Here is a 13,482-nt window from a genome sequence, read left to right as displayed (position 1 = left end):
CCACTGAGCAGGAAAGATGAGCGAAGACCGATCGAGCAATGGGCACAAGTCGTGGTTGGACAAGATCACCCAGGCTTTTGCCCATGAGCCGAGAAACCGCCAGGAGCTGCTTGAGCTGCTGCGCGAAGCCCACGACAACAAGCTGCTGGACAGCGAAGCGTTGTCCATCGTCGAAGGCGCGATCCAGGTAGCCGACCTCCAGGTCCGCGACATCATGATCCCGCGTTCGCAGATGATCTCCATCAAGTCGACGCACAAACCCGCCGACTTCCTCCCGGCCATCATCGAAGCCGCGCACTCGCGCTACCCGGTGATCGGCGAGAGCCTGGACGACATCATGGGCGTCCTGCTGGCCAAGGATCTGCTGCCGCTGATCCTTCACGACCAGAACCACGCCTTCGACATCAAGGACCTGCTGCGCCCGGCCACCTTCGTGCCCGAGTCCAAGCGCCTGAACGTGCTGCTGCGCGAGTTCCGCGCCAACCGCAACCACATGGCCATCGTCATCGACGAATACGGCGGCGTGGCTGGCCTGGTGACCATCGAGGACGTGCTGGAGCAGATCGTCGGCGACATCGAGGACGAGCACGATGTCGAGGAAGACAGCTACATCAAGCCGCTGCCCAGCGGTGACTTCATCGTCAAGGCGCTGACCCCCGTGGAAGCCTTCAACGACTTCTTCGGTTCCGAATTCTCCGACGATGAGTTCGACACCGTCGGCGGCGTAGTAATGAGCGCCTTCGGCCACCTGCCCAAGCGCAACGAAACCACCGAACTGGGCGGCTTCCGCTTCCGCGTGCTCAACGCGGACAGCCGCCGGCTGCACCTGCTGCGCCTGACACCGCTACAGGACTAAAGGTAGATACCGGTAGGAGCGAGCTTGTGACCCACAGGGATGTGGGGAATGCCGTTATCCGTAGGGAACGGATTCGGCCTCGCGAACCAACTCCGCTGCGGCGGCCGTTCGCGAGCAAGCTCGCTCCTACAATCAACCCCGACCTTTCCTGCAGCATCCCGCCGCAGTCAGCTCATGGCTTTTGGCTTGCATCCCCATAGCCTACCGTTCGTCTCTCCATTACTCTTGCGCATCGCTTAACCGCAACAAGGATTCCCGATGCGCTGGATCACTCGCCCCGGCCTGCCAGGCCACTTGCTCGCCCTGGCCGCTGGCGCGCTCACTCCTCTGTTCCTGGCTCCGTTCGGCTACTGGCCGCTGGCAGTGCTATCCCTCGCCCTGTTCTACCTCGGCCTGCGTGGCACTACTCCGGGTTCGGCACTTTGGCGCGGCTGGTGGTACGGCTTCGGCGCCTTCATCGCCGGCACCAGCTGGATCTACTTCAGCATTCACAACTTCGGTGGCGCCTCCGGGCCGCTGGCCGGCTTCCTGGTGGCTGGCTTCAGTGCCGGCGTCGCCTTCTTCTTCGCCCTGCCTGCCTGGGTCTGGGCGCGCTTCTTCCGTCGCAACAACGCCCCGGTCAGCGATGCCCTGGCTTTCGCTGCACTGTGGATGGTGCTGGAACTGTTCCGCAGCTGGTTCCTTACCGGCTTCCCCTGGCTTTACGCCGGCTACAGCCAGCTGGAAGGCCCGCTGGCCGGCCTCGCCCCGCTGGGTGGCGTGTGGCTGGTGTCCTTCGCCATCGCCCTGAGCGGCGCGCTGATCATCAACATCCCCGCCCTGACCCAACGTCCTGCGCGCCTGGTCACCGGCCTGATCCTGCTCATCGCCCCCTGGGCCGTCGGCCTGGGCTACAAGGGCCACGCCTGGACCACCCCGGCCGGCGCACCGCTGAAAGTCGCAGCGCTGCAGGGCAACATCGCTCAGGAAATGAAGTGGGACCCCAAGGCCATCACCCACCAACTGGAGCTGTACCGCGACCTGACCGCCGAGCAGAACGGTTTCGACCTGATCGTGTGGCCGGAAACCGCCGTCCCGGTGCTCAAGGATCAGGCCACCGGCTACCTGGAGATGATCAACGGCGTGGCCACCGCCAAGAAAGCTGCGCTGATTACCGGCGTACCGATGCGCGAGAAGACCGCCGAGGGCATTCGCTACTACAACGGCATCACCGTGGTCGGCGAAGGCAGCGGCAACTACCTCAAGCAGAAGCTGGTGCCCTTCGGTGAATACGTCCCGCTGCAGGACCTGTTGCGCGGCCTGATCAGCTTCTTCGACCTGCCGATGTCCGACTTCGCCCGCGGTCCGGCCGACCAGCCGCTGCTCAAGGCCAAGGGCTACTCCGTGGCGCCGTACATCTGCTACGAAGTGGTCTACCCGGAATTCGCCGCCGAACTCGCGGCGCAAAGCCAGTTGCTGCTGACCATCAGCAACGACGCCTGGTTCGGCACCTCCATCGGCCCGCTGCAGCATCTGCAGATGGCGCAGATGCGTGCCCTGGAAGCTGGCCGCTGGATGGTCCGCGCCACCAACAACGGCGTGACCGCGTTGATCGACCCGTACGGCAAGCTGGCGGTGCAGATCCCGCAGTTCCAGCAAGGTGTGCTACACGGCGAAGTGGTGCCGATGCAGGGCCTCACGCCCTACCTGAAGTGGCGCGTCTGGCCGCTGGCAGTCCTCAGTGGCGTGCTACTGGTGTGGGCACTGGTACGCCGCCGTACGCACCCGGAAGAACGCCGACTGTTCGGCTGATCCCAACGAAAAGGGCCTCATTGCGAGGCCCTTTTCATGAGGAGAGTCGGGTTCGCAAGCAAGCTCGCTCCGACAAGAGTGGAACCTCGCCTGTAGGAGCGAGCTTGCTCGCGAACCGCATCACGCAGACCCTATCAGTAGAACAACCGATAACCGACCAACCCGATTGCCTCGTTCAGCAACTGCCCGCTCTGCCAGATCGCCCGCCCCTCCGGCAACCAACCCCCCATCGGCACGGCATCGTCCGTCCCGATGTACCCCGAAGGCGCCGGCACCACTTCCAGCCCAGCCTTCTCGAAGCTCCAGATCGAGCGCTGCATATGAATCGCGCTGGTCACCAACACCACTCGCTTGATACCCGCCTCGCGCAGCATGTCGGCGCTGAACCGCGCATTTTCCCAGGTCGTGCGGCTGCGCCCCTCTTCCCAGCGCACCGGCACGCCATAATCATCCTGCAGGCTCTGCGCCATGATCCGCGCCTCGGAAGGCGGCGTACCGTAATGCAACCCGCCAGAGGTCAGCACCGGCAAGCCACTGGCCTTCGCCAGGCGAGCGGCATAGCGAATGCGTTCACGGGCCATCAGGCCGGGCTGGTCCTCATCCCAGGCACGATCACCGCGCACCCGGCCAGCACCCAGTACCACGATGGCGTCGGCGCGTTGCGCAAGCCCCGCCCACTCTGCCTGCTTCAGCGGATCCTGCTGCTCCAGCTGGCGCGCGCCCCACTCCACGGTCACCGGCAGGCTCATCAGCAGCAGGCCGAGGAATCCGGAAAAGAAGCAGAAAACCGAGAAACGCGGATAGCGGCGGCGCAGCACGAAGCCCAGGAGCAGCAACAGAAGCAGCAGTCCCGGCGGCATGAAAATCTGTTTGAGGATGAAGCGGATCGGCATTGGCGACTCCTTGTCGAGGCGCCAAGCCTAACGGATCGAGGGGATATCAGCGTCCTTTCGCATTGCGGAACAACTGCGAACCGCAGGACGTGCAGGGCAGCACACCCTGATGGCGACTCCAGGCCACCGGCGAGCCGCACAGCGCGCATTGCAACTGCTGCGGGCGCGGCACCAGGCGCGGCCGACTGGGAGGTATGGGATGGCGGGCCGGCCGTGGCGCGCGGTTCGGTGCGCGCTCCAGCAGCGCAAGCTCCTCCGCCGCCGCATGCCAGCCGCGAAGCCAGTTCACATCCTGGTCGAGATAAGCCCTGATCAACTCCAACTCGGCACTACTCAGGCCGCGCAACTCCAGCTCCATGGGGCATTCGTCACGTAATCGCTCAGCAGTATCGGCCTCATCCAGGGCCAGTGCGAGCCGTTGCAACAACCGTTCATAGAGACCGGAACCCAAAGCACTTGCGCGATGCAACTCAGCCATCAGCCACCTCAAGACAGGCGGAAACCTCCCGCCCTCAGGCAAAGCTTAGCGGCCCACCCCGCGCCACACCGAGCGTGCGACAAACGGCGCGGGCTACCGGCTCGGGTGGGGGTCATGTATGCTACGAGGCTTTCTGTAGTCCCCCGGCCTGGGTCTTCCCAAGGGTCGGTGAAGCGGAGGGTCACTCGACCTCCTCGGCTGCACAATTCTTTTCCGTACAGGTTCAAATCGCGCCATGCACGAGCAATATCAGCCTCTCGAGATCGAATCCCAGGCCCAGAACTTCTGGAACGAACACAGCTCCTTCCGCGTCGACGAAGTCGCGACCAAGGAGAAGTTCTATTGCCTGTCGATGTTCCCGTATCCGAGCGGCAAGCTACACATGGGGCATGTGCGCAATTACACCATCGGTGACGTGATCAGCCGCTACCACCGCATGCAGGGCAAGAACGTCCTGCAGCCGATGGGCTGGGACGCCTTCGGCATGCCGGCGGAAAACGCCGCGATGAAGAACAATGTCGCGCCGGCGGCCTGGACCTACGACAACATCGCCTACATGAAATCCCAGCTCAACAGCCTGGGCCTGGCGATCGACTGGTCCCGCGAAGTCACCACCTGCAAGCCGGACTACTACCGCTGGGAACAGTGGCTGTTCACCCGCCTGTTCGAGAAGGGCGTGATCTACCGCAAGAACGGCACCGTGAACTGGGACCCGGCGGACCAGACCGTACTGGCCAACGAGCAGGTCATCGACGGCCGTGGCTGGCGTTCGGGCGCGCTGATCGAGAAGCGCGAAATCCCGATGTACTACTTCAAGATCACCGCTTACGCCGAAGAGCTGCTGTCCAGCCTCGACGACCTGCCGGGCTGGCCGGAACAGGTCAAGACCATGCAGCGCAACTGGATCGGTAAATCCCGCGGCATGGAAATCGCCTTCCCCTATGACCAGGCTTCCATCGGCGAAGCCGGCCAGATGAAGGTCTTCACCACCCGTCCGGACACCCTGATGGGCGCCACCTACGTCGCCGTGGCCGCCGAGCATCCGCTGGCCACCCTGGCCGCCGAGCGTGATTCGTCGCTGCAGGCGTTCATCGACGAGTGCAAGCGCGGCGGCGTGGCCGAAGCCGACATCGCCACCCAGGAGAAGAAAGGCGTTGCCACTTCCCTGTTCGTCGAGCACCCGCTGACCGGCGCCAAGTTGCCGGTGTGGATCGCCAACTACGTCCTGATGACCTACGGCGAAGGTGCCGTGATGGCCGTGCCGGGCCACGACGAGCGTGACTTCGAGTTCGCCAACAAGTACGCCCTGCCGATCCGGCAAGTGATCGCCCAGGCCAGTGCGGACAACGACTTCGAGCCCACCGTCTGGAAAGAGTGGTACGGCCTGAAGGATGACAGCGTCGTTACCGTCAATTCCGGCAAATACGATGGTCTGGGCTATCAGGCTGCGTTCGACGCCATCGGCGCCGACCTCGCCGCCAAGAGCCTCGGCCAGCAGCGCACCCAGTTCCGCCTGCGCGACTGGGGCATCAGCCGCCAGCGTTACTGGGGCTGCCCGATCCCGATCATCCACTGCGACACCTGTGGCGACGTGCCGGTCCCGGCCGACCAGCTGCCGGTGGTCCTGCCTGAAGACGTCGTGCCGGATGGCGCCGGTTCGCCGCTGGCCAAACTGCCGTCGTTCTACGAGTGCAAGTGCCCGAAATGCGGCCAGCCGGCCAAGCGCGAAACCGACACCATGGACACCTTCGTCGAGTCGTCCTGGTACTTCGCCCGCTACGCCTGCCCGCAGTTCGAAGACGGCATGCTGGACAAAAAGGCCGCCAACTACTGGCTGCCGGTCGACCAGTACATCGGCGGCATCGAGCACGCCATCCTCCATCTGCTCTACGCGCGCTTCTTCCACAAGCTGATGCGCGACGAAGGCCTGATCGACTCCGACGAGCCGTTCAAGAACCTGCTGACCCAGGGCATGGTGGTCGCCGAAACTTACTACCGCGTCGCCGCCAACGGTGGCAAGGAATGGTTCAACCCGGCGGACGTGGAAGTCGAGCGTGATGCCAAGGCCAAGGTCATCGGCGCACGCCTGAAGACCGACGGCCTGCCGGTGGAAATCGGCGGCACCGAGAAGATGTCCAAGTCCAAGAACAACGGCGTGGACCCACAGGCAATGATCGACGCCTACGGCGCCGACACCTGCCGCTTGTTCATGATGTTCGCCTCGCCGCCAGACATGAGCTGCGAATGGTCCGACTCCGGCATTGAAGGCGCCAACCGCTTCCTGCGCCGCGTCTGGCGTCTTGCCCAGACCCACGTCAACGCAGGCCCTGCCGCTGCCGTCGACAAATCCGCCCTGGACGATGCGCAGAAGACCATTCACCGCGCCATCCACCTGGCCATCCGCCAGGCCAGTCAGGACGTCGGCCAGCACCACAAATTCAACACCGCCATCGCCGCCGTGATGACCCTGATGAACGTGCTGGAAAAGGCCCCGACCGAATCCGCCTCCGACCGCGCCCTGCTGCAGGAAGGCCTGGAAACCGTCACCCTGCTGCTCGCCCCGATCACCCCGCACATCTGCCATGTGATCTGGCAGGAGCTGGGCAAGGACGGCGCCGTGATCGACGCCAGTTGGCCGCAGGTCGACGAAGCCGCCCTGGTGCAGGACAGCCTGCAACTGGTGGTACAGGTCAACGGCAAGCTGCGCGGCCACATCGAAATGCCCGCCAGCGCCAGCCGTGAAGACGTCGAAGCGGCAGCGCGCACCAACGAGAATGTGCTGCGCTTCACTGATGGCCTGACCATCCGCAAGGTCATCGTGGTGCCGGGCAAGCTGGTCAATATCGTCGCCAACTAAAGCAAAGCTGGAAAAGACCTATTCGCCCGTGGCACCTTCGCCACGGGCATATCGGATCAACAGGAGTGAGGGAAGCTTGATGAAACGTATCCTGACCAGCCTCGCGCTGATCGGCCTGGCCAGCGTGCTGAGCGCCTGCGGTTTCCAACTGCGCGGCCTGGGCGATACGAACTTTGCGCTCAAGGAAATCGACGTGAGCGCGCGCAACGCCTATGGCGACACCGTCACACAACTCAAGCAGGTGCTTGAAGGCAGTGGCGTGAAAGTCGTCTCCCGTGCGCCGTACCACCTGATTCTCGCTCGCGAAGACGTGACCAGCCGTACCGTCAGCTACACCAGCTCCGCACGCAGCGCGGAAAACGAGCTGACCAATACCCTCAGCTACGAGATCCGTGGTACCGATAACCTGCTGCTGGTTGCCAACCAGGTCCAGGTGCGCAAGGTCTATGTGCAGGACGAGAACAACCTGATCGGTTCCGACCAGGAAGCCCAGCAGATTCGCAGCGAAATGCGCCGTGACCTGGTCCAGCAGATGGTTACCCGCCTGCAGCTGATCACCCCGGTCCAGCTCGAGGAGCTGCAAGCCAAGGCGGAAGCCAAGGCCAAGGCCGAAGCGGATGCGATGAAGGCCGCGGACGAGGCTGCCAAGTCTCAGCCGCAGCAATCGCCGATCGAATTCCCGAAAGCGCAGTAAGCGACAAGGGGCCGGCCAACCGGCCCCTTCTTCATTATGAAGCTCAATCCCGGACAACTCGCCAAGCACCTGCAAGGCAATCTCGCGCCCGTCTACGTGGTCAGCGGCGACGAACCGTTGCTCTGCCAGGAAGCCTGCGACGCGATCCGTACCGCCTGCCGTCAGCGTGATTTCGGCGAGCGCCAGGTCTTCAACGCCGAAGCCAACTTCGACTGGGGCCAGCTGCTGGAAGCCGGTGCCAGCCTCTCGCTGTTCGCCGAAAAGCGCTTGATCGAGCTGCGTCTTCCTTCCGGCAAGCCCGGCGACAAGGGTGGCGCCATCCTTCAGGAATACCTGCAGCGTCCGCCGGAAGACACCGTCCTGCTGGTCAGCCTGCCCAAGCTCGACGGCAGCACGCAGAAGACCAAATGGGCCAAGGCACTGATTGACGGTGAAGCTGCGCAGTTCATCCAGATCTGGCCCATTGACGCACACCAGCTACCGCAATGGATTCGCCAGCGCCTGTCCCAGGCAGGCCTCGCTGCCAGCCAGGAAGCGGTGGACCTGATCGCCGCACGTGTCGAGGGCAACCTGCTGGCCGCCGCCCAGGAAATCGAGAAGCTCAAGCTGCTCGCCGATGGCCAGCAGATCGACGCCGACACCGTGCAGGCCGCCGTGGCCGACAGCGCTCGCTTTGATGTCTTCGGCCTGATCGACGCCGCCCTGAACGGCGAAGCCGCCCACTGCCTACGCATGCTGGAAGGCCTGCGTGGCGAAGGCGTAGAACCGCCGGTGATCCTCTGGGCCCTGGCCCGGGAGATCCGCGTGCTCGCCAGCCTCGCCCAGCAGTTCAGCCAGGGCGTACCGCTGGACAAGGCCTTCAGCCAGTGCCGCCCGCCGATCTGGGATAAGCGCCGCCCGCTGATGAGCAAAGCCCTGCAACGGCACACCGCGCCACGCTGGAACCAGATGCTGCAGGACGCCCAACTGATCGACGCCCAGATCAAGGGCCAGGCACCCGGCAACGTCTGGAACAGCCTCGCCCGCCTTGCTCTGCTGGTCGCTGGTCAGCGAATCAGCCTGCCCTCGGCCTGATCCCGCCGCGATACCCAGCGATGGGTATCGCTTTGCCCCATCCTACAAACGTTCGCCCCGCGATGGATTTCGGATGAATCCGCTACCGCTGGCACATTGCAGGCAGGCCACGTCCGCGATCACGCCCCTGTTAACGACACCTCCGCGCTATCGGCAGGAGCGAGCTTGCTCGCGAACCGCATACGGCCTCACTCCCACTCGCGCACCTGCCGCACCTCCACACCCCCCAGCCGCCCCGGCGGAATCTTCGCGGCGATACGCTCGGCTTCCTCCAGGCTCTGCGCCTCGATCAGGTAGAAGCCGCCCAGCTGCTCTCGTGTCTCGGCAAACGGCCCATCGGTAACGATGAGCTTTTCACCCTGCCCGCGCAGAGTACGCCCGGTCGGCGTCGGCAGCAGTGCATTGGCCGCAATGTAGTGGCCGCTGCGCCGCAGCTGCTCGCTGTATGTCATGCACTCGTCGACGATGCCGCGTAGCTCCGCCTCAGGCATTTCCGCCACCTTGCGTTCGTCGAAATAGATCATGCAGAGAAACTTCATCACCGTTTCCTCGTTCTTGTCTGTTATGCCAGAAAGGTCCGCCGCCCCAGATTAGCCCCGAATGACGCAGTGCGACCTTGGTCTGCCCGCCGGTGGCCAGCGGCATGGACAAGCGTGCCAGATAGGCGGAAGATGCCCGCGCCGGCACTGAGCCGGCGCTCGGGAAGCAAACCGCACGAGGAAAGACAGATGGCGAAGAAATCCAAACGGCCGAACAAGGCCAAGTCCCTGGTCGCACAACCGCTGTTCCGCAGCCGCCAGGAACAACCACTCAAAGGCAAAGGCAGCTACCGCCGCGAAGCCTCCCGAAATTGGGAGGCTTCTTCGCTTCTGGTGGCCTGAAAACCTCAGAAAACCTGAACCACCCCGCCCTCTCGCTTTCAACCGGACAGCCACGCACCTGGAGGTCCAACCATGAAAGCCGCGCTTATCATCGCCATACTCGCCCTCCCCTTCAGCCTGTCCGCCCATGCGTTCTGCTCCGAACAGGAAGCCGAAGCCAAGGGCAAGCAAGTCGCCGCCAAGGTCACCGAAGTCACTCGCAGCGATCCCCAGCGCGCCCAGAAGCTCAACGAAAAGCTCGCGAAAATGAACAAGGCCCGCTCCAGCGAACAGCGTCCGGACGACTGTGCCGCCTACGACGACATGCTCAAGGAGCTGGACCAGAACGCTCCCAAGGTCGATCAGGAAACCGCCAGCAAGCCCCGGCAATAGCCGCTGCACCAACCCACCTGCGAACATCCTGTGCTCGTTGGCGTAGGAGCGGACTCCGTCCGCGATGGCCCAGCCCCATCGCGACGGCTTCCCGGCGGATCGCGGATACATCCGCTCCTGCAAGGGCTATCCGGTGCACCGCCCGACAAGCGTCCCTTCACCATGGGAATTTTCACCCGCCCACGCCATCGAATCTCCACACCCGCCGCTTCTGCCCAACGCAGACGCGTCACAGTGGCCATGCTAAGGTGGCCCCTCGCCTGCCAGTTCCCGAGGAGAGCAATGCGCAAGCCTGTTTCATCTGTTGTCGGCCAACGCTGTCTGCTCGCCGCCGTTCTGTCCCTGGCCAGCTTTGGTCTGCTGACTTCCTGCACCGAGCCGCCGGCCAAAATCTCCGAAGCCGAACACGCGCAACCGGCGCAGAGCTTCGCCCAATGGCGTGACGGCTTCCGCACGCAGGCGCTCGCCGCTGGCATCAGCGCGCAGACGTTCGACCGGGCTTTCCAAGGGATCGAACCAGACGAGTCGGTGGTCACCGCCGACCGCAGCCAACCCGAGTTCAGCCGCCCCATCTGGCAGTATCTGGAGAGCGCCGTCTCCCCCGCGCGAGTGCACAACGGCCAAGGCCGGACGCTGGAAAACGCCGAAGTGCTGCAACGCATCGAAATCACCTATGGTGTCGACCGCGAAGCCGTGGTGGCGATCTGGGGCATGGAAAGCAACTTCGGCCAGCAGATGGGCAGCAAGAACGTCATCCGCTCCCTCGCTACCCTGGCCTACGAAGGCCGTCGCCCGGACTTTGGCCGCGACCAACTGCTCGCGGCGCTGCGAATCATTCAGCACGGCGACGTGCCAGCCAGCAACATGATCGGCTCCTGGGCCGGCGCCATGGGCCAGACCCAGTTCATCCCGACCACCTACAACCAATACGCCGTGGATTTCGACGGCGATGGCCGGCGCGACATCTGGGGTTCCTCCTCCGATGCCCTGGCCTCCACTGCCAACTACCTGAAGACTTCCGGCTGGCAACGTGGCCAGACCTGGGGTTTCGAGGTGCGCCTACCGCAGGGCTTCGACTACTCGCTCGCGGAGATGAGCATCCGCAAACCCATGGCCGAATGGCTGCGCCAAGGCGTACGGCCGGCCAGCGGCACCTTGCCCAGTGACCCACAGGCGAGTGTCTCCCTGGTTCTGCCGGCGGGCTACCGCGGCCCGGCGTTCCTGGTGACGGACAACTTCCGCGCCATCCTCAAGTACAACAACTCCACCTCCTACGCCCTGGCTGTGGGCCTGCTGGCCGACAGCTTCAAGGGCGGCGGCCAGTTGGCCGGACGCTGGCCAGTGCAAGACGCCCAGTTGAGCCGCAGTGAACGCATTGAGCTGCAACAGACCCTGACCGATCGCGGCCTTGCCCCCGGCGCGGTTGACGGCATCATCGGCGCCAATACGCGCAAGGCCATTCGCGCCTTCCAGCAGACCATCGACCAGCCAGCCGACGGATACCCCACCCCGGCACTGCTACGGCAATTGCGTAACGCGAACTGACGAAGAGAACGAAAAAGGCGCCCGAAGGACGCCTTTTTCTTTGCCGTACCCAGCGCCGAATGACGCGCCAGATGTTAACTGCCTATCACTGGTAATACAGGCTGATGTAACCGAAGGTGGAAATCTTGCCCGGCGTTACCGGGGCTACCTTCGCGTAGTACTGCGCGTAATACGGCAGATCCGCCGACGTGGTGGTTACCGCGATACCGGTGTCGTTGTTCATATTGATCGGCGTGAAGCTTCGGTCCAGTACCCGAATCTGCGCATTGGTGCCGCCGGCGACAGTGTTGATCAACGCGCCAGTGCTCTCATCGACGTTGGCGAACTTCTCCCAGACGACATTGACCGCACCGGGACAATCGGTCAGGGACACTACGAACTTGGTGTTCTGCGCCCAACTACCCACCGATGGCAATGCGCTGATGTTGATGCTGCTCAGCGGAACATCAATCGACACCGGCTCGGTGGTGGAGTTGTTGATCTTGCAGGATTCGGTGGTGACCTCTCCCCCAATGTTCACTTGAGCATCGTAGGCGAATGTTCCGGTCGCTAAACTGCATAAGATACCCGCTGCGAGTAGCATCTTCATTCATGAGATTCCTTTTTAAGTTATAACCCTGCAATTACCCATACCAACCTAGACAAACAAAGATTTGACTGACCGCTTATGAGTAGAAAGAACATAAACCCCTCATCGCGTTAAAAATATCGGATCAACGCAATTAACACAGGGAAACATCGCATTAAAAATTTGAAATTTCTGAAAGCTTACATACACAAAAATATAGAAAACAACCAAGCCAACCAAACACCAATGAGCGATACCTTTCCACCAAGGCATCGAAAACCATTTCACTCAAATAAAACTTATTGATAACAACTACTGATAGTCCATGGTGAGGACGAGAGCGCTGCTGAGCAACCCTGGAGAAGTTGTCGAGGATATTTTTCTGTACTGAGCACTGAACCCATAATTCGACGTGACATTTGCAACGGCAGCCCCCATAAGCACACGCTTCTGAAATGGCATATTTGAACCATCACCCCGCGTGATTTGTAGACCGAAACCTTTGGCACTACCCGCTTGCTGGGAAATCCCTATTACCCCGGTAGAAGGGTCTACAACGTTATACCCTGGGGCTGCATCCATAGTCATGCCAACCGTCGCGTTGTCGTCGCATTGCAAGCCAATATTGAATGGAGTTGAGCCTGCAACATCTCCGACACTCACAAAGTAAGCCAATCGCGTTTGTTTCAACGTAACCACTGCCGGCGCAGTGACTTTACAGGTAAGCGATCGGAACACGATATTCCCCGAAGCTGAAACACTACTACTCCCCGTAGAAATATTTCCGTTGTCGCTATTTAGAACCAAGCCTGTATTGTATACACCAAAGGCCCATTGTGTATTAGCTTTCGTCAAAGTCGCACCGGACGGAATAGCTCCTGACGTCCTGACCAGTTCGAGAGTTCCTGAAAAATTGTAGGAACCACCGGAGCCAATAGTGGAAATCCTAGAAGCGCAAGCCTGTGAGGTAGCATTAGAGATAGCATTGCCTGCACTATCGCGCGCACGCATCCCCACCCCCGTTACTCCAGTTGAGTATATTCCCGGGGATATCTCCGTGGAGCCGCCAGTCATAGTGCAGATTACGATATTACTTCCAATCTGAACAGTTAACGGGGCTCCAGGAGAATTCGCCCCTAACTTACAAACACCTGAAACTGAGAACGGCCGCTGCGTACCTGGTATCAGGTCACCATATTTCAATGTTGATGAAACGGCAACTGCCCCCGGATAAGAAATTATATTGGGCAACCCCGAATACGCGACACAACCATTGACAGCAAAGACTTTCATTGAAACTACAGAAAGCGCAATTATTAATATAAACCTACTCATCTTAACCCCCAAACCAAAACAAAAATCGACCGTACAAAGTCCAGAAGCCAAGTATCAATTTCAGAGAAATAATAGAAATTACTTTTCAATATACTTGTTACAGAAATATGGCATCAGCCCCTCAGCGGAGATATTCTG

Annotated in this window: 13 protein-coding genes; 8 read left to right on the top strand and 5 right to left on the bottom strand. The window is 61.6% G+C overall.

All coding sequences use genetic code 11. The features are described 5' to 3' along the window. The first annotated feature begins 16 nt into the window (after positions 1-16). Both CTR55_RS13075 and lnt read left to right on the top strand, forming a co-directional pair. Positions 17-856: an HlyC/CorC family transporter gene (locus CTR55_RS13075; RefSeq protein WP_296286761.1), complete on the top strand. Its 840-nt coding sequence runs from the start codon at positions 17-19 to the stop codon at positions 854-856. A gap of 258 nt (positions 857-1,114) precedes the next feature. Then, on the top strand, positions 1,115-2,647 hold the full coding sequence (lnt, locus tag CTR55_RS13070) for an apolipoprotein N-acyltransferase (protein ID WP_296286760.1): 1,533 nt from the start codon (positions 1,115-1,117) through the stop codon (positions 2,645-2,647). Positions 2,648-2,781: 134 nt separating this feature from the next. On the opposite strand, the gene CTR55_RS13065 is transcribed toward lnt, so the two are convergent. Beyond that, the gene (locus CTR55_RS13065; RefSeq protein WP_296286758.1) at positions 2,782-3,540 is read right to left on the bottom strand and encodes a YdcF family protein; all 759 of its coding nucleotides are present in this window, start codon (positions 3,538-3,540) and stop codon (positions 2,782-2,784) included. A 46-nt stretch (positions 3,541-3,586) separates the two neighbouring features. After that, a complete protein-coding gene (locus tag CTR55_RS13060; RefSeq protein WP_296286757.1) occupies positions 3,587-4,018 on the bottom strand; it encodes a hypothetical protein in 432 nt (143 codons plus the stop codon). Positions 4,019-4,253: 235 nt separating this feature from the next. Here CTR55_RS13060 and leuS point away from each other — a divergent pair, with 235 nt between their 5' ends. From leuS to holA, 3 genes are all read left to right on the top strand, one after another. Then, positions 4,254-6,875 (top strand): leucine--tRNA ligase, encoded by a 2,622-nt coding sequence (gene leuS, locus CTR55_RS13055; RefSeq protein WP_296286755.1) that lies wholly within the window; start codon positions 4,254-4,256, stop codon positions 6,873-6,875. 79 nt (positions 6,876-6,954) lie between these two features. Next, positions 6,955-7,569, top strand: coding sequence for an LPS assembly lipoprotein LptE (gene lptE / locus CTR55_RS13050; RefSeq protein WP_296286754.1), 615 nt, complete (start codon positions 6,955-6,957; stop codon positions 7,567-7,569). A 36-nt stretch (positions 7,570-7,605) separates the two neighbouring features. Then, positions 7,606-8,643 carry a DNA polymerase III subunit delta gene (holA, locus tag CTR55_RS13045; protein WP_296286753.1) on the top strand — a complete coding sequence of 346 codons (1,038 nt, stop codon included), beginning with the start codon at positions 7,606-7,608 and terminating at the stop codon, positions 8,641-8,643. Between the two features lie 188 nt (positions 8,644-8,831). Here the strand turns inward: holA and CTR55_RS13040 are convergent, their stop codons facing one another. Then, on the bottom strand, positions 8,832-9,182 hold the full coding sequence (locus CTR55_RS13040) for a YciI family protein (RefSeq protein WP_296286751.1): 351 nt from the start codon (positions 9,180-9,182) through the stop codon (positions 8,832-8,834). Positions 9,183-9,371: 189 nt separating this feature from the next. Here CTR55_RS13040 and arfA point away from each other — a divergent pair, with 189 nt between their 5' ends. The 3 genes from arfA to CTR55_RS13025 all read left to right on the top strand — a co-directional run bounded on the left by arfA (position 9,372) and on the right by CTR55_RS13025 (position 11,441). Beyond that, positions 9,372-9,524, top strand: coding sequence for an alternative ribosome rescue factor ArfA (gene arfA / locus CTR55_RS13035; protein ID WP_296286750.1), 153 nt, complete (start codon positions 9,372-9,374; stop codon positions 9,522-9,524). A gap of 72 nt (positions 9,525-9,596) precedes the next feature. Next, entirely contained in the window at positions 9,597-9,896 is a 300-nt protein-coding gene (locus tag CTR55_RS13030; protein ID WP_296286749.1) for a hypothetical protein, read from the top strand. A gap of 282 nt (positions 9,897-10,178) precedes the next feature. After that, complete coding sequence (locus CTR55_RS13025) at positions 10,179-11,441, top strand: lytic murein transglycosylase (protein WP_296286747.1); 1,263 nt, start codon at positions 10,179-10,181, stop codon at positions 11,439-11,441. An 85-nt stretch (positions 11,442-11,526) separates the two neighbouring features. Here CTR55_RS13025 and CTR55_RS13020 read toward each other — a convergent pair whose 3' ends face one another. Further along, positions 11,527-12,030, bottom strand: coding sequence for a fimbrial protein (locus CTR55_RS13020; RefSeq protein ID WP_296286746.1), 504 nt, complete (start codon positions 12,028-12,030; stop codon positions 11,527-11,529). Between the two features lie 291 nt (positions 12,031-12,321). Next, positions 12,322-13,395: a fimbrial protein gene (locus CTR55_RS13015; RefSeq protein WP_296286745.1), complete on the bottom strand. Its 1,074-nt coding sequence runs from the start codon at positions 13,393-13,395 to the stop codon at positions 12,322-12,324. Positions 13,396-13,482 lie beyond the last annotated feature (87 nt).

Source organism: Pseudomonas sp. (genome assembly GCF_002796985.1).
Classification (GTDB): Bacteria; Pseudomonadota; Gammaproteobacteria; order Pseudomonadales; family Pseudomonadaceae; genus Pseudomonas.
The sequence above is the reverse complement of the archived record's forward strand: the minus strand, read 5'-3'. Positions and strand labels throughout refer to the sequence as shown.